Here is a 23,510-nt window from a genome sequence, read left to right as displayed (position 1 = left end):
GGCCCGACAGGCTCATTGCCCCCGCGTATCGCCGTCCACACCCGGTGGCCCGGATCGCTCCGGGTCACTCGGGTGCCCGTCCCACGTCGCTCGCGCCCCTCGCGTCACCCGGTCTCGGTGCGCTCCCGGATCTGCTCCGGGGTCAAGTACGCGTTCGTGTGCTCGAAGTCCCGTAGCTTCGCGGACGAACGGGACAGCAGTCCGGTAGCCACGAAGTCGTGACCGGCCACTGCGTTGAGCGCCCAGTTCGTCGCCACCCGGACCTTCGCCACATTGGTGCGAAGTGCCGACCAGTGGTAGCCGCGGGCGACGACCTGGGCGGGCAGGCCGCGCAGCTCGAAACCGAGCGGCTTGGACACGGCGTCGAGACCACCTAGGTCCACGACCAGTCCCAGATCATTGTGGACGTACGGCGTCATCCGCTGCCCGCGCAGCGACGCGATGACGTTGTCGGCTACGTGCTTGCCCTGGCGCATCGCGTGCTGAGCGGTCGGCGGGCAGACGGCGCCCTCCGTGTCCTTGGCCTCGTCCGGTACGGCGGCGGCGTCGCCGAGCGCGAAGACGCCGTCGTGGCCGGGGAGGGACATCTCCGAGCTGACGGCCAGCCGCCCCTTGACCGTCTCGGCGCCCAGGGTGGCCATGAGAGGGCTCGCCGCGACTCCGGCGGTCCAGATCAGCGTATGGGTCGGGATCACCCGGCCGTCGGTGAAGGTGACCTCGTCCGGGCCGGCCTTCGCGATGGAGACACCCAGTGAGATGTCGATGCCTCGCTTGCGCAGGATCTCCTGGGCGCTGCGGCCGAGCTTGTCACCGAGTTCGGGCATGAGCTTCGGTGCGATGTCGATCAGGTGCCACTTGATCAGTTTCGGGTCGAGCCGCGGGTAGCGCTTGACTGCGTTCTGTGTCAGGCGCCGCAGGCACGCGGCGGTCTCCGTACCCGCGTAGCCGCCGCCGACCACCACGAACTGAAGGCGCGCCGCCCGCTCGGCCTCGTCCTGGCTGGCGTCGGCGAGGTCGAGCTGCGAGATGACGTGGTCGCGGAGGAAGGCGGCCTCGGCAAGCGTCTTCATGCCGCGGGCGTTGTCGGTGAGGCCCGGGATGTCGAAGGTGCGCGTGACACTGCCCGGTGCAAGCACGATGTGGTCGTACCGCTCGTTCACGATCTCGCCCGTGATCTTGCGGACGACGCAGACCTTGGCCTTCAGGTCCACACCGATGGCACCGCCGGGGATGATGCGGGTGCGGTACTTGCGGCTGCGGCGCAGCGACACGGCGATCGACTGCGGGGTCAGCACTCCGGAGGCGACCTGTGGGAGCAGGGGCAGATAGAGCTGGTAGGAGACCGGTGTCACCAGCGCCACGTCGGCCTCGTCGGACCCGAGTCGGCGCTCCAGGCGCCGGACGCATCCGACTCCCGCGAAGCCCGCTCCCACCACCAGGATCTTCGGTCGTACCACGATGTCCATCCCTTCACCGGCCGCGCACGTTCTGTCTTCCCACGGTCCCTCTGCCCCCTGAGTCCCCCCTTCGCACGTGGTGATCCCCCGATGAGGCGAGTGGACGCACTCCTCGTGGGAGGCCCGTCAGTGCCCTTGCCCCTTGCTCAGGCTCCGCAGCACGGCACGTGCCATGGCCGCCTCGCCCTTGGCGTTGGGGTGGGCCGGCGCCGCCGGCGAAGCCGGTCGCAGCGGTTCGACCCAGCGGATGTCCGGGGCCTTGCACATGTCGTGTCCGATCGTGGGTCCGTACGTGTCAACGTATTCGGCCCCGTTCAACCGCGCCACCACGCGCATCATCAGATTGAGGCGTTTGCCGGTGTCGCGCAGATAGGGGAAGTCCTTCGCCGCGAAGGGCACCGAGGGGTAGCAGCCGCTGCCGTCGTCCGGCAGGAGAGCGGGGTAGCCGACGACGAGCACGCGGGCGTGCGGCGCCCTGGCGTGCACGGCCCGCAGCACGCGGGTGATCTTGGGTGCCGTTTCGAGGATCCGCAGCGTCAGCTGATCGACCCCGGAGGACGTGAAGTGGCGCCTGCACGGGTCCCCCGAGAGGTCCTGGGAACTCAGCTGGGCGCAGGTGCCGATGATGGAGCTGAACCCGATGTCGTTGCCGCCTATCTGGACGGTGACCAGGTCGGTGTCCCGCTGGACGGCGTTGAGCTGCGGAGGGTTGGTCCCCTGCGCCTTCCACATCTGCTCGGTCGTGGCGCCGCCGCAGCTCACGTCCTTGAACGTGGACGTTCTGCGCTCCGCGGCGACGAGCGAGGGGTAGTTGTGGTCGGAGCGGGCGCAGTTCGCGTCCACCTGCGTCGGGATCCCCGGCCCCGAGGTGTAGGAGTCTCCGAGCGATACGTAGTCCGTGCCCCGGCCGTGCCCTCCGCCGTGCGCCGCGACGGGTGCCGCGGACGCGACGACGAGGGCGCAGCCGCTGACCGCCGCTCCCACGGCGGTCGCCCGTCGGCGGTTCGGGGCCGTGCTGCCGGACTGGGTGCGACGGTTCTTCAAGGTTCCCCCCTGGGTCCAACACCGCGATCCGGGACGCCGACGGCGCGCCGTTGCGTGGTGACTGAACTTGTATACCGGCCAGTTCGCCCTCAGGACAGAGGCGCGTCAGGACAGCGGCGCGTGGGACGGAGGAGGAACGGGTTCGCGCCGTGGATCCCCTTCGGCGTGACCACGGGGCCGCCGACTCCGCGGAGCCGCCGATTCCGGGGGGTGGAGTCGACGGCGACGGAGTCGGCGGCGGCAGCTGTCAGACGCCGAACTCCGTGGGTGACAGACCGACGGCGGCGCAGGCGTCACGAATGGCGAACTGCTCGGACTGGTCGAAGTGCCCGTCGGCACCCGCGACCACGATGCCCGTCTGGATGACCGCGCGGGCCTCAACCGGCTTCTTGGCGGCCTTGGCGATCTCCCGCAGGGCTTCGGCCTTGCCCATCTCGAAGTTGGCGATGAGCTGGTCCAGGTGCTTGTTGAAGCGCTGGCGAAGCTGGTCCGCCGGGAAGTTCTGCAACACCTCGTTGGAGACGATCAGCTCCTCGACACGCTGCCTCTCCGCCTGCTCCACATGTCCGTCGGCCGCGGCCACGAGCGCACACATGGCCATGCTGGCGTCCCGGTAGGCGCCGCTCTTGAGCTCGGTCTTGACCGACGCGAGCTGGGACTTGAGCAGCCCGACCAGCTTGGCCTTGGAGCCGCCGGAGGACGAACCGGGCGCGTGGCCACCGCTCTGGCCCTGTCCATAGGGTGCCTGGCCCTGCCCATACGGGGCCTGGCCCTGCCCGTAGGGTGCCTGGCCCTGTCCGCCCGATCCCCTGCCGCTCTGGGACTGCTGGAGGTTCTTGGCCTGGTCCTTGAGCCGGTCCCACATCGCCACTACTGCCACCTCGGCTTTGGTTGTTGCCTGTCCGGTACTGATCATCGGTCGCGCTGGTTCACGCCCCGCGACTGATGAACGCTCCTCACCGCCACCAGGGTTCCCGAATGGCAAAGGCAACGTAAAGCAATCCTGTCCAGGACCTGCGGCCAGGACCGTGATGTGATGGCGTCGTGAGTCGTGCCGCAGAGGAGAGCAACCGTCGCATGCTTCGGGCGCGGGATGCGATGGACCGCGGATACGCGCAGCCGCTGGACGTCCCGGCACTGGCCCGGATCGCCCATGTGTCCCAGGCGCACTTCGCACGCACCTTCCGGGCCACGTTCGGCGAGACACCGCACCGCTATCTGCAGCGCCGCCGGGTCGAGCGGGCGATGTTCCTGTTGCGGGAGACCGACCGCAGCGTGACGGACATCTGCTTCCAGGTGGGCTTCGGCAGCCCGGGCACCTTCAGTCGCACGTTCCGCGACATCGTCGGCCGGTCGCCGAGGGCGTACCGCCAAGAATCGGTGACCGCGGCCGTACCGACGTGTTTCACCATGGCGTGGACGCGTCCCAGCGCCTGACGATCCGCCGACCGTCCTCAGGGTCCGTACCGTCCCGTCGGCTGAGCAGTTTTGGATAAGTTTTCGTCCGGCCCGCTCGGTAGCGTGATGCACATGTTCACCGCGATCACGCACTCACAGATCTACGTCCTCGACCAGGACGAGGCCCTCGACTTCTACGTGGGCAAGCTCGAACTGGAGGTCAACACCGATGTGTCCCTGGGCTTCATGCGCTGGCTGACCGTCAACGTCCCCGGTCACCCCGACCGCCAGATCCTGCTGGAGAAGCCGGGCCCTCCCGCACTGTCCGAGGAGACGGCACAGCAGGTACGGGAGCTGCTGACCAAGGGGGCGATGGGCGGCCACCTCATCTTCACCACCGACGACTGCCGCAAGACGTACGAGAAGCTGCTGGGCCGGGGTGTCGAGTTCACCGAGGACCCCACCGAGCGTCCGTACGGAATCGACTGCGGGCTCCGCGACCCCTTCGGCAACAGCATCCGCTTCACCCAGCCGAAGGAGTAGAGCTCCTGCCCACGGATATCGGCGTCCGACCGGTCGCCGGACGCCGATACCCGTCAGATCACGCTGTCGCCCGGGCCATGTTCCCGGAACCCCGCAGGACCGGATCGCCCCGCAACCGCATGAACGCCAGGCCGAGGGCGAGGGCCTGGAGTATTCCGCACACCAGGATGGCGTGCTGGAGCGCCGACAACGGTGTCAGAGCAACCACGATTCCCGCGACGGGGAAGGGCAGCAGCAGAAGCAGGATGGTCAGGGAGAGGGTGCTTCCGAAGGCGGCCGGGGGTATGAGGAGTGAGCGCAGGGTGCGCAGCACGACGGTCAGGCCGCCGTCCGCGGCCATGAAGAGCGCCATGACCAGGACGTACGAGATGTAGGTGGGCGCCTGCGCCAGGGCGAGACAGGCCGCGGACGCGACGGTGGAACAGACCACGCCCACGCCCCACAGGCCGAGCCGGTTGAGTGCGAACCGGCAGGCCGCGATGGCGAGCAGGGTGGATGCCGCTGCCGCCGACCAGAGGGTGCCCACGGCCGCCGAGGTCAGTCCGAAGCGCTCGATCACGATGATCGGGCTGGCCGCCTGCAGCAGCCCCAGCGCGAGGTTGGAGACGACCAGCCCGGCCACGAGCCAGCTCAGCACAGGCAGTGAACTCAACGTGTGCCACCCGGTCTTGAGCCCTGCTTGCCGTCGCACCCCGTTCTTCGCGGAGCCGCGCAGTGGCGTCGGCGGGGTCTGCAGGGCGAGACAGGCCGCGAGGACGGACAACACCCCGAGGACGGCGAGCATATGGCTCGGCCCGCCGAGCAGCAGCACACCTCCCAGCGCGGGCCCGGTGAGGGTGGCGGTCTGGTCGATCCCGATCAGTACGGCCTGCACCTTGTGTGCCTGACCCGCCGTACGCCGGCTGACGATCGCGCCCACGGCTTCGTTGGCGATGAAACTGAACTGTGTCAGGGCACCTGTTCCGGCGGCCAGCGCCATCACGGTGACCGTTTCGGCCGTCCCGCTCGGGAGCATGAACAGGGCGACGCCTCCCGCCGCCACTAGCAGCGCCCGGGCCAGGGAGGCGAGGAAGAACACGATCGCGGCTCCACGCCGGTCGACCAGGTCGCCCGCCAGGCCGAAGGCCGCCACCCGCGGAAGCCATTCCAGCGCGAAGGCCAGACCTGTCAGGGACGCGGACTTGGTCGTGGCCAGCACCAGGAGCGGCATGGCGTAGGTGCACATGGAGAAAGCAAGCGCGTCGAAAGCCCGGGGTGCGTATACCCGGCGGAGCAGGCTGCCTTGGGGAATGGCTGCGTGCCGACCGGCCGGTTGGCCCTCGTAAACGGAGATGGTCACGGAGTGGGGTGCTTTCAGTCAGCGGTGGCATGACAAAAGGGGGAGGGCCGACCTGGCGGTCCTCCACATGAAGGACCCGGTCGAGGGTTCATGGCCCGAGGCCGGAAGGTATGTGCGGGAGCCGTGCCTACAAGGCGGCGACCCGCACTCGGGGAGCTTCCGTCATCGGCCGCGTCGAGCGGGCGGCTCCGCATTCGATCAGCAGGGCATCAGGCGTTGTTCGTACGCGTTACGCGGCCGTCGCACCGCCGTCCGCGCACCGTCGGCGCGGGCCCTTGAACGGCTGCGTGGCCTCGTCGGAGATGCCTCTGGGATTCCCGCGACCGTGCGCCGAAGGAATGCCGGTTGGCCCACTCGTGCCGGTCCGCTCGGCGGCGGGCATGGCTGTGACGGGGACGCTGTCCGTCCACGCCAGGGTGCGAGCTCTTGGGCACGCGGACTCCACTCGAGTGGGGGCAAGAGGGAAATCAGGCCTGCGGTATGAAACGGCACGCCCGACAGTTGTGAAAGGACCTTGCCATACGCCTTGTTGCGCAATCAACCACGGATTGCGCACGAGTTTGCCGCATCATGCCCGCACCGCCGACCGGAAGCGGGTGTCAACTTCAGCGGAGACATGGACAGTTCGGGTCGTCCCGGACCGACCGGCCGGGGGGACGTACGAGGGCCCGGGGTCTCTCAGGGCCGGGCAAGCCCTCGTACGCGCCGGTTCTGACGTTCTTTGCAACGTTCTACGCGTAGAACGGCCCCGGGTGGGCCCACGTCGTCGTACCGAAGATCTCGGGGTCGTCGATCGTGATCCGCACGTTGCTGATCTTCAGCCCGTACTGGGTCGGGGTCATGCCGGCCGGGCAGTCGACGTCCACGATCGGGGTGAAGTTGACGAACCAGTTGGGCCCGTATTCGCCGTCGGGATAGTCCCGGAGCCGCTGGACGAGGTTGGCGGCGCCGCCCTCGACGTAGACCGGGGACAGGCGGCGCTGGTCCTGGTGGACGACGAAGGCGGTGGAGTGGTCGAAGCTGCCGTCAGGACGCAGGCAGCCGAAGGTGCGGTCGGTGTCGGCGTGCGCGTCGAAGTAGCCGGTGCCGGCCAGTCCCGCCTTGTAGCCGGGCTGCTCGCGGACGTTGTGCAGCACCGTCCCGAGCTTGAAACCGCCACAGCCCGAGGACGGGTCGAACTGCCGGAAGTACAGCTCGCAGGTGTTCGGTTCGTTGTACGCGGCGTCCGGATCCGGGGTGTAGGGCTGGGGCACGACGGCCCCGTAGAACTTCATCGTCATGGAGACGCCGCCCGGCGTGGGTGCCGGGATGTCGACGACGGTGCTGGCCTGGGCGGCGTTCGGTCCGGTCAGGACGAGTCCTGTAGCCGCCAGCAGCGCGACGCCAAGTCGCGCCAGAATCCTGCGGATTCCTGTCTTACGCATCTACTGCTCCCCCTTGAGGCACATCGGTCAAGGCACGCTAACCGCGACCCAACACCCGGACCAGACAAACGACTTGAATCCACACAAGTGGAGGAACGGCCCACCGAGGTCTGCCGTGCACCGTGTTCCGGCCGGCCCCCGGGGCGACCGGGGGCTGCTCTCACCAAAGAGCCGGGGGACAGCCGGAGCGAGAAACCTCGGACACGCCTCTAACGTGCGGTGAATGGACCGGATCAACGCCCCACACCGCCGCACCGTGCTCGCACTCGGCACCGCCACGGCCGCCGCACCCTGGCTCGGCGCAGTCCCCGCCCGCGCCGACGCCTCGACCACGGGACGAGCCGCGGACACGGCACAGGCAGCGGCCACGGAACTGGACGAGTTAGGCATCGTCGAGCTGCGCCGGCGGATGGACGACGGACGGCTCACCGCCGAACGGCTCACCCGCCACTACCTGGAGCACATCGAACGCGTCGACCCGCTCCTGCACGCCGTGATCGAGGTCAATCCCGACGCACTGCGAGAGGCCCGGCGCCTGGACGCCGAGCGGAATCGCCGTGGGCCCCTGCACGGCATGCCCATCCTGCTCAAGGATCTGGTGGAGACCGCGGACCGGATGCACACGACGGCCGGATCACTCGCCCTGCGGGGCCTGCGGCCGGCGAGGGACGCCACGGTCGCAGCCAGGCTGCGCGCGGCCGGTGCCGTCATCCTCGGCAAGACCAATCTCAGCGAGTGGGCCGGCGGGATGTCGCTCACCCACCATGCCGGCTGGAGTGCTCGCGGCGGTCAGACCAGGAACCCCTACAAACTGGACCGGTCGCCGAACGAGTCCAGTTCGGGCACCGCGGTCGCCGCCGCGGCCAACCTGTGCGTCGCCGGAATCGGTACGGAGACCAACGGCTCGATCATCGACCCGGCCTCGGCGAACTGCGTCGTCGGGGTGAAGCCGACCGTCGGACTGGTCGGGCGCGGCGGTGTGATCCCCGGCGTGCCGAGCCAGGACAGTGTCGGCCCGATCGCGCGCACGGTCCGCGACGCCGCGATCCTGCTCGGCACGCTCGTCGGTGTGGACGACCGCGATCCGGCGACCGAGGCGAGCCGGGGCCACTTCCATCGCGACTACACCCGCTTCCTGGACGCCGACGGTCTGCGCGGGGCCCGCATCGGCGTACCGCGAGCGGTGTACTTCGGCTACAGCCACCATGCCGACGAGATCGCGGAGCGGGCGATCGCCACCCTGCGCAAGGCCGGGGCGACAGTGGTGGACCCGGCCGACATCCCGACGGCCGAGCAGCTCGAGGACCTGCCCAGCTCGATGGTCGTGCAGGCGTACGAGATCAAGCGCGGGCTCAACGCCTACCTGGCCGCCGCCCCCGGCGACCATCCGCGCGGCCTGGCGGAGCTGATCGCGTTCAACCGTGCGCACGCCGACCGGGAACTGCGCTATGTGCGGCAGGACGGGCTGGAGGCGGTGCACGAACTGGACTTCACCGAGCGCGAATACCGAGAGGCGCTGGCCACCAACCACCGGCTCTCACGCACCGAGGGCATCGACGCGGTGCTGCGCCGCTTCGACCTGGACGCGCTCGTCATGCCGACCACCGGACCACCGGCCAAGATCGACCTGATCCGCGGGGACAGCTACGGCGGCGGCTCGTCGACGCCCGCGGCACTCGCCGGCTACCCCGCGATCAGCGTCCCGGCCGGCTTCGCGTTCGGCCTGCCGGTGGGCCTGACCTTCATGGGTACGGCATGGAGCGAGCCGGTTCTGCTCCGGCTCGCCTACGCCTACGAGCAGGCGTCCCGCGTCCGTCGGCCACCGACGTACCGGGAGGCCGATGTCGGTTTCTGACCCGCCGGACGAGAGCACGCCCGGGCGGCGCGCCTGTGGTGGCCCCTGCCCGAGGGGCCACCACCGCAGTCACGGTCGCGCGGTCTCCGAGACCTTGATGGCACCGACCGGGCAGGCTCGGGCCGCCTCCCGGACCATCGGGTCGCCGCTGTCCTCCTGTCCGGGCAGGAGGGTGCTGAAGCCGTCGTCGTCCTGGGTGAAGACGGCCGGGGCGGACAGCGCGCACTGGCCGGCGCCGATGCACAGGTCCGTGTCGATGTCGATGTGCATGAGGAGACCCCCTACCAGGCCACGGGGAGATCCAGCATCCCCTGGATCGTGTCGCCCGGCTTGAAGCGGACCTCGTCCGGCGCGACGTCGAGCCGCAGCCCGGGCACCCGCTCGAAGAGGGAACGCAGGGCGATCTCCATCTCGGCACGGGCCAGGTTCTGGCCGAGACACTGGTGGACGCCGAAGCCGAACGCCACGTGATGGCGGGTGGGGCGGTGCCAGTCGAGGGCGTCGGGTTCGGTGTAGACCTCCCCGTCGCGGTTGATGACCGAGGTCGCGAAGACCACGCCCTCACCGGCGCGGATCGTCGTCCCGGCCACCTCGATGTCCTCCGTGGCCTGCCGCATCAGCCCGTCCGCGATGGACAGCATCCGCATCAACTCCTCGACGGCGTCGGGCCACAGCGACGGATCGGCCCGCAACTCCGCCAGCCGCTCGGGGTGCTGGAGCAGGGTGTACGTACCCAGCGAGATCATGTTGGCCGTCGTCTCGTGGCCGGCGACCAGCAGGATCGTGGCCAGCGCGATCGCCTCCCGGCGGTCCACCGCGCCCTCGCGCAACTGTTCGTGGACCAGGGCGTCGAGGACACCGTCGCCGACGGACGACTCGGACTTGCGGTCGATCAGGGCCCCGAGGTAGCAGTCGAGCTGGTCGCGCGCGTCCCGCACCTCGTCCACGTCCCGGCCGCGCAGCAGCCGACGGGACTGCTCCTCGAAGAATTCATGATCGGCGTACGGGACACCGAGCAGTTCGCAGATCACCGTCGAGGGAACGGGGAGCGCGAAGGCGTTCACCAACTCGGCGGGCGGGCCCTGCGCGAGCATCGCGTCGAGGCATTCGTCGACGATCCGCTGGATGGCCGGTCGCAACGCGGCGGCGCGCTTGAGGGTGAAGCTCGGGACCAGCATCCGACGCTGGGCGTGGTGCTCGGGGTCGTCGACGTTCAGCAGGGCGGCCCGGCGTTCGCGGAACGCCAAGAAGCGCGGTGCGGTGGCCGGAAAGCCGGGGCGCAGGCGGTCGGACGACAGGCGGGAATCGGCGAGCAGGCTGCGGGCCAGGTCACGGCCGGTGACCAGCCAGACGGCCCGGCCGTCGTAGAGGGTCACGCGGGCGAGCGGTCGGGCGGCGCGCAGGGGGTCGTAGCCCGTGGGCGGCTGGAAGGGACAGGTGCGGTCCTGGGGGAAGGCGACGGGTGCCGAGAGCGGCCGCACGTCTGCCGTATCCGTCATGTCTGTCATCGAAGACCTCGCGGACGAAGGGTGCGTCGTACCGATCTTCATTAGATGCCGCAGGCACCTATCTGGCGACATCGAGTTCAGCCAGATTCACGAAGGGGACATTCTGGCCGGAATTGACCGCTCCGGTGTGCGAATTCGACCGACCCGTCGAACGCGGCTCCCCCTCCCCGCCGGAAGCCCGCAGCCCCGGACGGCACAGATTCACCACAGCCTCGACAGAGTGATTGACGCGCGCCGAACAGCGCTCTACCTTCTGATCGAATTTACGAACCTGGTTCGAAATCTCGGCCAACTCGCTTGCCTGGCCGCGTACTTCACCGTCCCAGGTCCCCCGCGCCGCGCAGCCGCTCACCTGCTCACCCGCTCACCCGCTCACCCGCCCCCGTCGTACGCAGCCTGGAGACCAAGATGAGCGCAAGACCCCAGACGTCCCGCCGCCTCTTCCTCCGCATGGCCGCCACCACTCCCCTGGCCGCGTCCGGAGTACTGGCCCTCGGCGCCGGCACAGCCCACGCGGCCGACTCGGCGTACGTGATGTGCTACTTCACCGAGTCGACCAGCCTCGGCGCGGGCACCGACTACGGCCTTCACCTCGCGGTCAGCCCCGACTCGCTCAACTGGACGCCGCTGAACCAGAACAACCCCGTGGTCACCCCCACCGCAGGCGCCCTCGGTCTGCGCGACCCGTTCCTGATGCGCAAGCAGGACGGCACCTTCGTCGTCATCGCCACCGACCTCAAGGGCACCGACTGGAGCTACAACAGCCAGTACATCCATGTCTGGGACTCGGCCGACCTGCGCACCTTCACCGGTTACCGCCGCCTCAAGCTCCACGACATGACCACCCACAGCTGGGCCCCCGAGGCGTTCTGGGACGCCGGGCGGGGCCAGTACGCGGTCATCTACTCCTCGGTCAACTCCAGCGGCCACAACGTGATCATGGTGAACTACACGACCGACTTCGTCACCGCCTCGGCCCCGCAGGTCTTCTTCGACCCCGGCTACGACGTCATCGACGGCAACATGGCCGTCGGCGTCAACGGCGTCAACTACCTCTACTTCAAGAAGAACCAGACACTGGTGGCCGCCCGCTCCACCTCCCTCACCCCGGGCAGCTTCACCGAGTTCAGCGCGGGCGTCGCACACGGCGGCACCGAGGCGCCGACCGTGTTCAAGTCACTGACCTCGAACACCTGGTACCTGTGGGGAGACACATACACGCCGAACGGTGTCTTCTACGCCTGGCAGTCCACCAACCTGGCCTCGGGCACCTGGACGGCGCTGGACCAGAAGACCTACACCCAGCCGGTCAACTCCAAGCACTGCGGCATAGCGACGATCACCACGGCCGAGTACAACAACCTGCTCACCAAGTGGGGCGCGCCGACCTGGAACAGGCTCAAGTCGTACAACTTCCCGGACCGTTACGTGCGCCACGCCAACTACGCGGCCCGCATCGACACGTACCCCTTCGACCTGTACACCGACTCGCAGTGGAAGCTCGTGCCGGGTCTGGCCGACAGTTCCGGGGTCTCCTTCCAGTCGATCAACTACCCCACCCGCTATCTGCGGCACTACAACTACCAGCTCCAACTCGACGTCAACGACGGCACGTCGACGTACGCGGGCGACGCGACCTTCTACCGCACGGCGGGCCTCGCGGACGGCTCCTGGTCGTCGTTCCGCTCGTACAACAACCCGACCCGCTACATTCGCCACGCCAACTACGTGCTGCGCATAGACCCGATCTCCACGTCCACCGAACAGCAGGACGCGACGTTCCGCGTCGGCTATTGAACCGCCCACGTCCCCTGGGATCATCGACGGATGAAGTTGAGCGCGATCACACTCGACTGCCCTGATCCACTGGCTCTGGCGGCGTTCTACCAGCAGGCCACCGGCCTGGAACCCCACCCGAAATCCGACGCGGACTTCGCTGCTCTCACCTGCGAGAACGGGCTCACCGTCGGCTTCCAACGGGTCGACGACCACCGGGCTCCGCGCTGGCCCGACCAGACGGTTCCCCAGCAGCTTCACCTCGACTTCACGGTCGACGACCTGGACGAGGCCGAGGCCCGGCTGCTGGAACTGGGCGCGGGCAAACCGGATCACCAGCCGAACGAAGACAGATGGCGGGTCCTGACGGACCCGGCCGGCCATCCGTTCTGCGTGATCAGAGGCTGATCCCTTCTGACGGAACAGATGGTCTTCCACGATCCGGAGGAACTGACCGGCGAACTAGCCGAGTTGGGGTGGTCCGCCGACATCCGGACGCGCGAGGAGTTCTTCGTCGGCATCGCCGAAGTACGTTCCACCACCGTTGCCCAGCCACGTTTCGGCTCAGGCCCAGTCCATGATCCGCCGGGCGGAACCCGGCCGTGAGGCGCTCGAAAAGCAGTGGAGCAGCGCCGCTGTGCGCCACTACCGTGCTGCCGAACCAAGTCGTCTGGGCAAGGACGTGCCGTTGTACACCGTGTGAGACCCCCCGAGTGCTGAATCGTCGCGCGTCGCGCATCTGCGCCGCGCTCCCTTTTGCTGCGGACTTCTCACTGAAACCGGTGTACTTCTGTGCTCGAAGACTGGGTGGTCATGCCCACCTGCCTGCCGCTCGTCCTCCGCCGTTGCCACGCGTGCGCGTCCGGGCGTTTCCGGGCGAACGGCAAGTTTCGCGTCAACGCCAACCACAAGCTCATCGACGCCTGGCTCCTCGCCCTCTGTACCGGCTGCGGGGAAACGACAAAGCTCACGGTCCTGGAGCGGACGAATGTACGCTCCGTACGAGCTGAGCTGCTGGAGCGGCTGCACGACAACGACCCCGGCCTGGCAGCCGAGTTGCTCCAGGGTCCGGTCTTGCGGCGCCGTAACCGCATCGCCCTCGACTGGGACAACGCCTGGCGTCTCGACACGGGTGGGTCGGATCACCTGGACCGCGCTGTGAACCACGTGAGCGATGCAAGCGACCCCATCGATGTCTCGGTCCGCTTCGCGGCACGGATCCCGGTCCGGCCGATGCGGCTGATCGCCGAAGGCTTCGGTCTTTCGCGGGCCGAGGTCGAGAGACTGATCATGGAGGGGAGCGTCGTTTCGGCGGTCCGGCTGAGCGGCAAGCTCTCCAGCGACTTCACCTTCACACTCAAGCGCTGAACCCTGAGTCCTGCTCGGGACCAGGGGCCTGTCCGGCAGGTTCCGCCGGACAGGCCCCTGGTGGGCCGGCCTTTCGAGGGCGAGCGTGTTCACGTGCACCCACCCGTCACGCTCAGGTCCACTCCGTCGGCCTCAGGTCCACCCTGTCGAGCTCAGCCCGCCGCCCCGTCGAGCAGTCGGCTGTAGCGCAGCCGCAGCGCCCGCTCCGTGCTGGCCGCCACAGTGGCCACCCCGAGCACGATGTTGCCCCATGCGGTCAGATCAATGGGCGAGGTGAAGGTCCCGACGTACTGGGCGACGCCCTCCGGATCCCGGGTGACCTGTTCGGCGAGCTGCAGGATCAGGAGAACCAGGCCGATGACGAGCACGACTACCGAGAGGAAACCCATACAGCGGCTCAGTGCGGGGTGCGCGCGGTCGAAGCGCGCGCGGCGCCCCTCGGCGGAGGCGGGGTCCGGGACGAGCTGGAACTCGGCCCCTTCGGCAGTGACGTAGTGGCAGCGCTTGAGTCCGAAGCTGCTCGTCCTGACTTCGACGGTGCCGCCCTCGACGGGGAAGACGGCGGGGACTGTGGACTCCGCGTGATGCCTGCCGTCGAGGTACAGGTGGGCTGTCACCCGACCGGACGAGGACGAGTGATTCTGGTGCCTGACGTCGACGGCATAGACCGCCTGCCGACCGTCGTCGTTCGTCAGCCGAAGATAGAACAGTGCGCGGGTAAGCGTCTGCCACCAGCGGAACCGCTTCAACGATCGCCCGTCCCCGGGCTTGACCCGCTGCACGGCCCGACGATGCCGCCACTCCTTGAGCATGTCTCCCCTCCTCTCAATTCCCCTCCGGCTCCCGCTACTTGCTCGGTTCCACCCCGCAGGCGAGGTCCCGCGAAGGGCGGTGTCCGGTGGTCAGGAACGCCGTCACCGTGTCGTTCGCGCATGTGTTGGACCCGAACGGATAGACACCGTGCCCGCCCTGGTCTGCCGTCACCAGCGTGGCCCGCTCTCCGAACGCCCGCCGCAGCTTCTGGGCGCCGGCCAGCGGTGTCCCCGGGTCGCGCTCGTTCTGCACCATGAGCACGTTCGACGGGCCCCGGTCACTGATACGCACCGGTGGCTCGACCCGCTCGGTCGGCCAGAACGCGCACGGTCCGATGCTTGCCGCCGACCCGCCCAGCATCGGGTACCTCAGCCGGTCGACCGCCACATCACGCTGATACTCCCGGACCGTCCCCGGCCAGCGCGAGTCACCACAGATCACATAGAAACGAGCGGCCATGAAGTTTTCCATGTCGTCCATCGACGGCGGGGTGTCGGGCGGCAGCGGCCGATCCTTGTCGAGCGCCTGCCACATCTCGGCCAACAAGGGCATGGACGCATCGCTGTAGAGGCGGTCGAAGGTGATCCCGCGGAACAGCGTCCCGTCGATGCCCCGGACCGGCTTCGCCTCCAACCGCTTCGCGAGCTCGAAGAACTTCGCGGTCACCTGCTCCGGTGTGGCGCCCAGACCGTACTCGGGGCGCGCGGCCGCGAACGCCGCGAAGTCCGGGAACCGGTCCTCCATTCCACGGGCGAGCGACCGCATGGCCGTGACGTCGTAACCGCCGGGGCCCAGGTTGCTGTCGAGCACGATCCGGTCACTGCGCCCCGGGAACAGCGTCGTGTACACCGCACCGAGGTAGGAGCCGTAGGACCCACCGAGGTACGAGAGCTTCGGCTCGCCCAGCGCCTCCCGGATGCGGTCCATGTCCCGCGCGGTGTTCGCGGTGGTGGTGTGCGGCAGCATCGATGCCGACGTCGAGGCAGCGCATTGCTTGGCGATGGTCCGCGCGTTCCCCGCCGCCCGTGCGACATCGGCCGCGGTGTGCGCGTACGGCGGCAGGTTGCCGCGGTTCCGCTGTGCCGGCGTCAGGTCACAGGTCACGGGCGCGCTGCGGCCGGTGCCGCGCGGGTCGAAGCCGATCACGTCGTAGGAGTCCAGCACCTTCTGCGGCAGCCCGGAGGCGGCGAGAACGGCCGGGTAGCCAAGTCCTGGGATGCCGGGGCCGCCTGGATTGGTCAGCAGCACTCCGCGGCGCTTCGAGGGTTCCTTGCTCGCCAGCCGGGAGATCGCGATCTCTATCTGCCGGCCGTCGGGATTGCGGTAGTCCAGCGGGACTTCGAGTGTCGAGCACTCCAGCCGGGGTGAAGGGTCCCGTGAAGCGGCCTTCTTCTCCGAGCACGGACCCCACCGCACCGGGTCCGGCGTCGCCGCCACCGACTCTTCCGGAATCGCGGTCCCCGCTGCCGCGGTCACCACCACGGCGGTTGCGGCGAGGGCGAGGGACAAGGTTCTGTGCATCGAGGTCATGCATCCACCTCACCCGCCTTCACACTCACCTGACAGGGCGTGGTGTCATCACTTGGCCATGACGTTCGTCAGTGCGAAAGCATGATGTGGCGTCACCAGCACCTCTCGTAGGGCCGCCTGGGCCGCCTGGGTGCCGGTCCGCAACCGGGTGGCCTCCCGCCCCCGTCGATGCGAGCGGCCCGCGGCAGATCCAGGTCCAGGTCGCGGGTGGCCGCGACCTGGGCCTCGACGCCGAAGAGCCGGCCCGCATCGCCCGAGCCGGCTCACATCGACGCCACGGTCAGGCCGTGAGCCGTTCGCTGACCTCCCAGAGGCGGGCCGCCGCCTCCGGGTCCACGGCGCGGGGCAGCACGCCCGGGCCATCCCCGCCGGCCCAGGCGGCCTCGTTCTCGGGGGTCACCAGCGGGCTGATGTCGACGTTCTCGCAGTAGACCCCGCCGATGCCGTCGAGCTGCGGACTGGTCGCGCACCAGACGCTGGTGGCCGCGCCCTGCTGCACGGTCTTCATCTGGCGCGTGAGGTCACGGACGGGCCTGCCCTCGCTGTCGAGAGCGCCCGCGGCCTGGAGCGCCGCCGGGTCGAGGTGCTTGACCAGGCCGGTGTCGACGATGAGCCCCGGGTGCACGGCGAACGCCCGGATGCCCTGCGCCTGTCCGCGCCGGTCCACCTCCACGGCGAACAGGGCGTTGGCCGTCTTCGACTGGCCGTAGGCCAGGAAGGGCTCGTAGGCCCGGTGCTCGAAGTGCAGGTCGTCGAAGTCGACGCCGGCGAAGCGGATGCCTCGCGACGACAGCACCACGACCCGCGCGTCCTCGGCCGCGACCAGCGCGGGCCACAGTCGGGTGGTCAGCTGGAAGTGCCCCAGGTGGTTGGTGGCGAACTGCCCCTCGTATCCCCGCGCGTCCCGCGCCAGCGGGGTCGCCATGATCCCGGCGCTGTTGACCAGGAGGTGCAGCGGACGCCCCGAGGCGAGGAACTTCTCCGCGAAGGCGTCGATGGACGCAGGGTCCAGCAGGTCCATGTGCTCGACCTCGGCTCCGGGTACGTCCTTGAGCGCCGTCCGGGCCCGCTCCACGTCCCGTGCCGGTACGACGACCTCGGCTCCGGCGTCGCGCAGGACGCGGGCCGTCTCCAGCCCGATGCCGGAGTAGCCGCCGGTGACGATCGCGACCTTGCCGGTCAGGTCGATCCCCTTGATCACCTCCTCGGCGGTGGACGCGGCGCCGAAGCCGGAACCCAGGGGGTGCTGTGCGGTGGTCATGTCGGGTCTCTCCTCAAGCCTCAGGACGAGCTGTCCAGACCACCGTAGGTCGAATGATCCGTACGATGAATGCTTGAGAATCCGCATTACTTGCGTGATAGTTCGAATATGACCGCAGACCCACTGTCCGACGCCCTGGCCGTCGCCGACGCCCGCAGTGTGTTCTCCGGCGGCTTCACGGCCGGCGGGGACTGGGCCATCGAACTGCGCGGACGCGACCGGCTCAAAGTGAACGCCGTACTGCGGGGCAGCTGCCTGCTGGTCCGCGAGACGGGCGGCGAACCCGTGCGGCTCGCCGAAGGGGACGTCGTGGTCTCCGACGGCAGGCATCCGTACACGCTGTGCAACCGGCCCGGCATCGAGCCGACGGACTCCAACGACGTCGTCATGGACCCGGTGACCCGGATGGGGCGGCTCGGCCAGGGAGAGGGCGTGGACGTGGAGTGCGTGTCCGGGCACATCGACCTGAGCCGGGACCGCGGCGACCTGCTGCGCCGGGCACTGCCGGAGCTGGTCCACGTACGGGCCGACTCACCCGAGGCAGGCGTACTGCGGTGGCTCATCGGGCAGTTGGTGGCCGAGATGAGGGCCGGCCGGGCCGGTGTCGAGTTCGTCTCGGCCCAGCTCGCGCAGCTGATGTTCGTGCAGGTGCTGCGGATCTGCCTGACCGACTCGGACGGGCTGCCGCCCGGTTGGCTGCGCGCCCTCGCCGACGAACGGCTCGCCCCTGCACTGCGCCTGATGCACGGCGACCCGGCCCACCCCTGGCAGTTGGAGGAACTCGCCCAGGCGGCGTCGATGTCCCGCACCACGTTCGCCGTACGGTTCAAGGAGGCGGCCGGGGTGCCGCCGCTGACGTACCTGCTGAACTGGCGCATGAGCCTGGCCGCCCGGGCCCTGAGACAGGACACCGCCCCGGTCGCGGCACTCGCCCGCTCCGTCGGCTACACCTCCGAGAGCGCCTTCAGCAACGCCTTCAAGCGCGCGGTCGGTGTGGCGCCGAGGGTCTACCGGGTGGAGGCCACTGCCGGGACTCGTCCGGGCGACAGCTGATCCCGTCCGCGACTTCAGACAGGACGCCGCGTCGCAAGGATGCCGGTCCGGCTTGTACCACCAGGATGGCGGGGCGGCCCTCGTGGTGCTCCGGTGCTCTGGTGCTCTGCTGGGCGCCGTACATCCTGATCTTCGGGCTGACCACCGACTGAGGAGCGCAATGTGAGCGGAGCCGGCGGAGTTGGCGGAGGGTTCGAGGGGGAGGTCGTCCGGCGGGGCGACGCCGCCTACGACAGCACCTGGTCGGCCATGCTGTGGAACGGCCTCAAGCCGGAGCGCTTTCCGGACCTCATCGTCCGGGTCGCCTCGGACCGCGATGTCCGGGCGGCCGTCCGGCTGGCCCGCTCCGAAGGTCTCCGGGTCGCCATTCGCTCCCATGGGCACAGCTGGTGCGGCTCCCCGCTGCGCGACGGCGGCATGCTCATCGACCTCTCCGCGCTCGACGCCTGCGAGATCGTTCCGGCCGCGCGCACCGCGACCGTGCAACCCGGGCTCATCGGCCGCGAGTTCGCCGCCGCCCTCGCCCCGCACGGACTCGCCTTCCCTGTCGGACACTGTGGGCCCGTCCCCCTGAGCGGCTACCTCCTCAGCGGTGGCCTCGGCTGGAACTCCGGCCTTCACGGTCCGGCTGCCGCAGGCGTGCGGGCGGTCGAGGTGGTGACGGCGGAGGGCGACGCCCTCACCTGCAGCCGAAGCGAGAACCCCGACCTCTTCTGGGCCGCGCGCGGTGCGGGCCCCGGGTTCTTCGCGGTCGCCACCCGCTTCCGTGTGACGCTGCACGACCTACCGGCGGCGGTCGCCGAGACCACGTACACCTTTCCCCTGGCCGAGGTCGAAACGGTGACCCGCTGGGCCACCGAAACGGCCCAGCGCCTGCCGGCGAACGTCGAGGCGTCCTTCATGCTCTCGACCGCCTCCCCGGACATCACGGCGGCTTCACCGAGGCCCAAGGTGATCAGCTTCACCGGCACGGCCTTCGCTCGCACGCGTGACGAGGCGGTCCGCTGCCTGGACCCGCTGCGGGCATGCCCATTCGCCGAACGCGCCCTGTTCCGGCAGACGGACGAGCCGAAGTCCATCGAGGACCTGTACGGCACGTCGTCCGGCTTCTGGCCCCGAGAGCACCGCAACGCGGTGGACACCCTGTGGTCGGACACCGGGTACGAGACCCTGCTGCCGGTCCTCGCCGCCTCGCTCGCCCGGGCCCCCTCGGAGCAGTCGCTCATCCTCGCCCCCCTGTGGCCCGCCTCCCGGGACCGCTCCCTCTCCGAGGACATGGCCTTCTCGGTCCTGGGCGAGACCTATGTCGCCCCCTTCGCGATCTGGGACGACCCGGCGGCGGACAGCGCCAACACCCGCTGGCTCCGGGACACCATGCGTGCCGTCGAACCGTACGGAACCGGCCACTACATCGCCGAGGCCGACCTCACCGCCGACGCCTCCCGCGCCCGGAGGTCGTACGCCCCCGAGGACTGGGAGCGGCTACAGGCCCTCAAGGCCACGTACGACCCCGCGAACGTCTTCCACACCTACCTCACGCCGTGAGGGCTCAGGGCTGTGGACGGCCGACGGCCTGCTGGTAGCGGAACAGGGCGGCGGGGTCGTAGCGGCGCTTGACGTCGACCAGGCGGTCGTAGTTGGCGCCGTAGTAGGCGCGCCGCCAGTCGCGCAGGTCCGGGTCGGGGAAGTTGACGTAGGCGGCGTCGGTGTTCAGGTGACGGCGCAGCATGTGGTGGGCGGCGCGGGTCTGTTCGAGCAGGCCGCGTACCTGGGTGGGCGGGGCGGCCGGCTTCCAGTGGGTGCCGATGTCGATGACGAAGGCGGCTTCCCGGTGGGGGTAGGCCGTTTCGTCCGGTCGTCGTGTCGCGGTGTCGCCGCCCATGGCGAACAGGGTCACGTATCCGGTGCTGCGGCCCGGTCCCGGGCGCCAGTTGCGGGTCCAGTCTGCGATGGCCGCCACGGTGTCGGGGCCGGTCCACTGGTTGGGGACGAGGGACTTGGAGGCGTAGGCCTCTTTCGGACCGGGGGTCTCCATCAGGAAGTCCTGCGCGGACCAGAAGCCGCGCTCCTCGATGACCGCTTGGGCGGGGCGCAGCCGCAGCAGGGGGGCGAACCGGCGGAGCAGTCCGTCCTCGTCGCCGAGCCGCTGCCCGAGCAGGGCGAGGGTGGCCGTGCCGTCGCCGGCGTGCCTGAAGCCGACGCGTACGTCGAAGTCGTTGTCGCGGTCTGTGTCGAGGACGTCCCGCAGTTCCTCCAGCACGTCGACGGCCGCGTGCAGGGGGTACGTGAGGTGGAAGACGGTGGCGCGCAGCCTGCCCACGGGTACGGCGGCGAAGGTGAACGCCGTGTTGATGCCGAAGTTGCCGCCCGCTCCGCCGCGGCAGGCCCAGAACAGGTCCGGGTTCTCGTCCTCGGCCGCGCGGACGAGGCTGCCGTCGGCCAGTACGAGACGGGTCTCCGTGAGCCGGTCGCAAGTCAGGCCCCACTTGCGGTCGTTGAAGCCGAGGCCACCGCCGAGGGTCAGGCCCGCCACGCCCACCTCGGGGCAACGGCCGCCGGGGAAGTACAGGTTCGCGGCGCGGGCGGCGTACACGTCGGAGTTTGTGGCGCCCCCGCCGAGCCGCAGGTCATGGCCTCGCGGCACGACCTGGTTCATGGCGCGCAGGCTGATCACCAGGCCTGGGGTGGTGGAGTAGCCGGCGTAGTTGTGGCCGCCGGAGCGGGGAGCGAGGGGCACTCCGTGTTCCGCGCACCACCGCACGGCCGTCTGTACGTCGCTCTCCGTCGCGCAGACGAGGATCCCGGCCGGACGCACGTACGCGTAGCGCTGGTTGTCGGCGGTGGCGCGGGCCGCGTACTCCGGCTGCCCCGGGCGGTACAGCCGGGCGGCCGGGCTCAGGCTCCTGGCCAGCTCGCGCCATGCGCCGGGCTCCGCTCCCCCGGCGAGGGAGGTCCGGCGGGTGGCGGCGAAGGACGGGCTGTTTGCGCCGCCCAGTGCGATCGCGGCGCCGGCAGCCGCGACGGCCCCTCCGGTACGCAGGACATCTCGTCGGCCGGTCTGCACAGGTACGCCCCTTCGCCACTTGGTGTCCGGATGCCGGAGGCGCGGGAGCGCACGCGCTTACGCGCGGGGTCCCCGGCTCAGGCAGGGCTCACGATGGAGAAGGACGGGGTGGGGAAAGGGTTCTGACACCCCGGGGCAGGCAAGCTTCATGCGAACGGGCCACGCACGGTCGAAGTCCGCCCCGTGGGCCGGTCCGTACCCGGGCTGACGGTCAGGCGTCCTCCGGGCGCTCGCCCGGTTCCCACGTCGCGGGGCCGGCTCCCGCGGCTATGCGGCGGTAGGCGGCGCGGGCGTGGACGAGGCGGGCGACCGCTGTGCCGATGAGGGCGGCGGCAAGCAGACAGCTGAGCCAGAACGTGTCGCGGTGTCCGGCCCAGCTGAGGGTGCCCAGGGGCGGGATGGCGAAGGCGTTGAGGAACAGCCAGCACAGCGCGGCCGTTCCGGGCGCCGCGGTGAAGCGGGAGCGCCCGCCGAGCAGGGCGGCCAGCAGGGACAGGGCCGTCAGCGCGAGTGCGGGCCGGTCGGTGCCGACGAGGGCGTTGAGGGTCGCCACCAGCAACAGGGCACCGCCGAAGGCCGCGGCCCACACCAGCGGGGTGGCGACCGGCCGGGGGACGGGCCTTGCTCCGGCGCTGAGAAACACCCACTCGATCACGCTGACGGTTCCTTCCGGTCCTCCCGGGCGCCGACGGAGAGATGCACCGACCGTCCCTTGGCCGTAGCGCGCGGCCCCAGGAGGGGGATTCTCCCACTCGGTCCCGGCCCGCACTCCCGTTGGCCGATTCCAGGCGTTCGCCCGGGACCGGTGCCTCCGAAACCGGTCTCAGGCAGGCAGCGGGCGGTCGTCGACAACGTGCTTCATGACGATGGTGGAGGTCAGGCGCTGGACTCCGGGAAGAGTGGCCAGCCGCTGGTCGTACAGCTGTTGAAAGGCCGCCAGGTCGGCGGCGACGACGCGCAGGAGGTAGTCGGGTTCACCGAAGAGGCGCTGGGCCTGCACCACGTGCGGGACCGCGGCGACGGCCTGCTCGAAGGATGCGACGGTGTCGCGGTCCTCCCAGCGCAGGGTGGCGAAGACCAGGGCCTCGAAGTCCAGGCCGACAGTGGCCGGATCCACGACAGCGCGGTAGCCGCGGATCGCACCGGTCCGTTCGAGATCGCGCAGGCGCCGGTGGCACGGCGAGACGCTCAGCTTCACCCGGGCGGCCAGCTCGGTCACCGTCAGACGGCCGTCCAGCTGCAGCTCGGTAAGAATCTTCCGGTCCAGGTCATCCATGGGGAAGATTGTGCCCCAGCAGCCCGGATCCGGGGAAAATACGCAAACACCTTCGCGCATATCCCGCCTAGCGTTCCCTCTCGTAGGAATGAGTGAGAGAGGGATCGGTTCAGCATGGACGCGGGCACCGTGGCGGCTTTCCTGGCAGTGGATCTTCTGCTGGTGTTCACGCCCGGCGCGGACTGGGCCTACGCGATCACGGCAGGGCTGCGGAACCGGTCGGTTGTCCCCGCGGTGGCCGGGCTGGTCGCCGGATACGCGGGATACACCGTGCTCGCCGTGGCCGGACTGGTGGTGATCGTCGCGAGCTCCGCGACCCTGCTCACGGCGTTGACCGTCCTCGGGGCCGCCTATCTGATGTGGCTCGGCCGGGGCGTCCTGGCACGGCCGGTCACGCCCGGCGCCTCCACCGAGGTGATGGCCGCCTCAAATTGGCAGGTCATGCTGAAGGGGGCCGGGATCAGCGGCCTGAACCCCAAGGCGCTGCTGCTGTACTTCTCGTTGTTCCCGCAGTTCATCGACCCCGCGGCGGACTGGCCCGTGGCCGCTCAGACCGCGCTGCTGGGCACCCTTCACATGGCCGGCTGCGCCGTCGTCTACCTCACCGTGGGCCTACTGGCCAGGACCGTGCTGCAGGCACGACCGGCAGCGGCACGAGCTGTCACCCGTACCAGCGGTGCCATGATGATCGCCATCGGCGGGTTCCTCCTCGTGGAACGTCTTGCCGGATGAGGGCCCGCCGCCTTCGGCCCCGCGGGACACTCCCGCCTCCCCTCGGCCAACCGGCTGGGACACCGACTC

22 protein-coding genes are annotated in these 23,510 nt (G+C 69.7%); 9 read left to right on the top strand and 13 right to left on the bottom strand.

Features of this window, described 5'->3' with window-relative positions:
* Positions 1–104: 104 nt before the first annotated feature.
* The 3 genes from ACN20J_RS46460 to ACN20J_RS46450 all read right to left on the bottom strand — a co-directional run bounded on the left by ACN20J_RS46460 (position 105) and on the right by ACN20J_RS46450 (position 3,372).
* Positions 105–1,466, bottom strand: coding sequence for an NAD(P)/FAD-dependent oxidoreductase (locus ACN20J_RS46460; protein WP_361886873.1), 1,362 nt, complete (start codon positions 1,464–1,466; stop codon positions 105–107).
* A 117-nt stretch (positions 1,467–1,583) separates the two neighbouring features.
* On the bottom strand, positions 1,584–2,501 hold the full coding sequence (locus ACN20J_RS46455; protein WP_189842955.1) for an SGNH/GDSL hydrolase family protein: 918 nt from the start codon (positions 2,499–2,501) through the stop codon (positions 1,584–1,586).
* A gap of 247 nt (positions 2,502–2,748) precedes the next feature.
* Positions 2,749–3,372, bottom strand: coding sequence for a tellurite resistance TerB family protein (locus tag ACN20J_RS46450; protein WP_419669079.1), 624 nt, complete (start codon positions 3,370–3,372; stop codon positions 2,749–2,751).
* Between the two features lie 173 nt (positions 3,373–3,545).
* Here ACN20J_RS46450 and ACN20J_RS46445 point away from each other — a divergent pair, with 173 nt between their 5' ends.
* Positions 3,546–3,938, top strand: a complete 393-nt coding sequence (locus tag ACN20J_RS46445) for a helix-turn-helix domain-containing protein (protein ID WP_419668404.1) — start codon at positions 3,546–3,548, stop codon at positions 3,936–3,938.
* Between the two features lie 93 nt (positions 3,939–4,031).
* On the top strand, positions 4,032–4,442 hold the full coding sequence (locus tag ACN20J_RS46440) for a VOC family protein (RefSeq protein WP_189842957.1): 411 nt from the start codon (positions 4,032–4,034) through the stop codon (positions 4,440–4,442).
* Positions 4,443–4,500: 58 nt separating this feature from the next.
* On the opposite strand, the gene ACN20J_RS46435 is transcribed toward ACN20J_RS46440, so the two are convergent.
* Positions 4,501–5,781 (bottom strand): MFS transporter, encoded by a 1,281-nt coding sequence (locus tag ACN20J_RS46435; RefSeq protein ID WP_419668403.1) that lies wholly within the window; start codon positions 5,779–5,781, stop codon positions 4,501–4,503.
* Positions 5,782–6,512: 731 nt separating this feature from the next.
* Positions 6,513–7,205 (bottom strand): hypothetical protein, encoded by a 693-nt coding sequence (locus ACN20J_RS46430; protein WP_189842959.1) that lies wholly within the window; start codon positions 7,203–7,205, stop codon positions 6,513–6,515.
* Positions 7,206–7,428: 223 nt separating this feature from the next.
* On the opposite strand from ACN20J_RS46430, the gene ACN20J_RS46425 reads away from it, so the two are divergent.
* Positions 7,429–9,060, top strand: coding sequence for an amidase (locus ACN20J_RS46425; protein WP_189842960.1), 1,632 nt, complete (start codon positions 7,429–7,431; stop codon positions 9,058–9,060).
* 69 nt (positions 9,061–9,129) lie between these two features.
* Here the strand turns inward: ACN20J_RS46425 and ACN20J_RS46420 are convergent, their stop codons facing one another.
* Entirely contained in the window at positions 9,130–9,330 is a 201-nt protein-coding gene (locus tag ACN20J_RS46420; protein WP_189842961.1) for a ferredoxin, read from the bottom strand.
* A gap of 11 nt (positions 9,331–9,341) precedes the next feature.
* A complete protein-coding gene (locus tag ACN20J_RS46415) occupies positions 9,342–10,568 on the bottom strand; it encodes a cytochrome P450 (protein WP_189842962.1) in 1,227 nt (408 codons plus the stop codon).
* A gap of 408 nt (positions 10,569–10,976) precedes the next feature.
* Between ACN20J_RS46415 and ACN20J_RS46410 the strand changes: the two genes are divergently transcribed.
* The 3 genes from ACN20J_RS46410 (at position 10,977) to ACN20J_RS46400 (ending at position 13,712) form a co-directional block, all read left to right on the top strand.
* The gene (locus ACN20J_RS46410) at positions 10,977–12,365 is read left to right on the top strand and encodes a glycoside hydrolase family 43 protein (RefSeq protein ID WP_189842963.1); all 1,389 of its coding nucleotides are present in this window, start codon (positions 10,977–10,979) and stop codon (positions 12,363–12,365) included.
* 30 nt (positions 12,366–12,395) lie between these two features.
* On the top strand, positions 12,396–12,752 hold the full coding sequence (locus tag ACN20J_RS46405; RefSeq protein WP_189842964.1) for a VOC family protein: 357 nt from the start codon (positions 12,396–12,398) through the stop codon (positions 12,750–12,752).
* A gap of 384 nt (positions 12,753–13,136) precedes the next feature.
* A complete protein-coding gene (locus tag ACN20J_RS46400; protein ID WP_189842965.1) occupies positions 13,137–13,712 on the top strand; it encodes a DUF1062 domain-containing protein in 576 nt (191 codons plus the stop codon).
* Between the two features lie 152 nt (positions 13,713–13,864).
* Here the strand turns inward: ACN20J_RS46400 and ACN20J_RS46395 are convergent, their stop codons facing one another.
* From ACN20J_RS46395 to ACN20J_RS46385, 3 genes are all read right to left on the bottom strand, one after another.
* The gene (locus ACN20J_RS46395; RefSeq protein ID WP_189842966.1) at positions 13,865–14,524 is read right to left on the bottom strand and encodes a hypothetical protein; all 660 of its coding nucleotides are present in this window, start codon (positions 14,522–14,524) and stop codon (positions 13,865–13,867) included.
* Positions 14,525–14,558: 34 nt separating this feature from the next.
* Entirely contained in the window at positions 14,559–16,046 is a 1,488-nt protein-coding gene (locus ACN20J_RS46390; RefSeq protein ID WP_189843104.1) for an alpha/beta hydrolase, read from the bottom strand.
* A 289-nt stretch (positions 16,047–16,335) separates the two neighbouring features.
* Positions 16,336–17,316: an oxidoreductase gene (locus ACN20J_RS46385; protein WP_189842967.1), complete on the bottom strand. Its 981-nt coding sequence runs from the start codon at positions 17,314–17,316 to the stop codon at positions 16,336–16,338.
* A 108-nt stretch (positions 17,317–17,424) separates the two neighbouring features.
* Between ACN20J_RS46385 and ACN20J_RS46380 the strand changes: the two genes are divergently transcribed.
* Both ACN20J_RS46380 and ACN20J_RS46375 read left to right on the top strand, forming a co-directional pair.
* Complete coding sequence (locus ACN20J_RS46380) at positions 17,425–18,369, top strand: AraC family transcriptional regulator (protein WP_189842968.1); 945 nt, start codon at positions 17,425–17,427, stop codon at positions 18,367–18,369.
* A 162-nt stretch (positions 18,370–18,531) separates the two neighbouring features.
* Entirely contained in the window at positions 18,532–19,914 is a 1,383-nt protein-coding gene (locus ACN20J_RS46375; RefSeq protein ID WP_259333907.1) for an FAD-binding oxidoreductase, read from the top strand.
* A gap of 4 nt (positions 19,915–19,918) precedes the next feature.
* On the opposite strand, the gene ACN20J_RS46370 is transcribed toward ACN20J_RS46375, so the two are convergent.
* The 3 genes from ACN20J_RS46370 to ACN20J_RS46360 form a co-directional block, all read right to left on the bottom strand.
* Entirely contained in the window at positions 19,919–21,433 is a 1,515-nt protein-coding gene (locus ACN20J_RS46370; protein WP_189842969.1) for an FAD-binding oxidoreductase, read from the bottom strand.
* A gap of 211 nt (positions 21,434–21,644) precedes the next feature.
* Positions 21,645–22,088 carry a hypothetical protein gene (locus ACN20J_RS46365; protein WP_419668402.1) on the bottom strand — a complete coding sequence of 148 codons (444 nt, stop codon included), beginning with the start codon at positions 22,086–22,088 and terminating at the stop codon, positions 21,645–21,647.
* Between the two features lie 168 nt (positions 22,089–22,256).
* On the bottom strand, positions 22,257–22,709 hold the full coding sequence (locus ACN20J_RS46360; RefSeq protein ID WP_189842971.1) for an Lrp/AsnC family transcriptional regulator: 453 nt from the start codon (positions 22,707–22,709) through the stop codon (positions 22,257–22,259).
* A 114-nt stretch (positions 22,710–22,823) separates the two neighbouring features.
* On the opposite strand from ACN20J_RS46360, the gene ACN20J_RS46355 reads away from it, so the two are divergent.
* Complete coding sequence (locus tag ACN20J_RS46355; protein ID WP_189842972.1) at positions 22,824–23,441, top strand: LysE family translocator; 618 nt, start codon at positions 22,824–22,826, stop codon at positions 23,439–23,441.
* Positions 23,442–23,510: the final 69 nt, after the last annotated feature.

This window comes from Streptomyces sp. 2-1, assembly GCF_048564895.1.
Lineage (GTDB): Bacteria > Actinomycetota > Actinomycetes > Streptomycetales > Streptomycetaceae > Streptomyces > Streptomyces phaeochromogenes.
The sequence above is the reverse complement of the archived record's forward strand: the minus strand, read 5'-3'. Positions and strand labels throughout refer to the sequence as shown.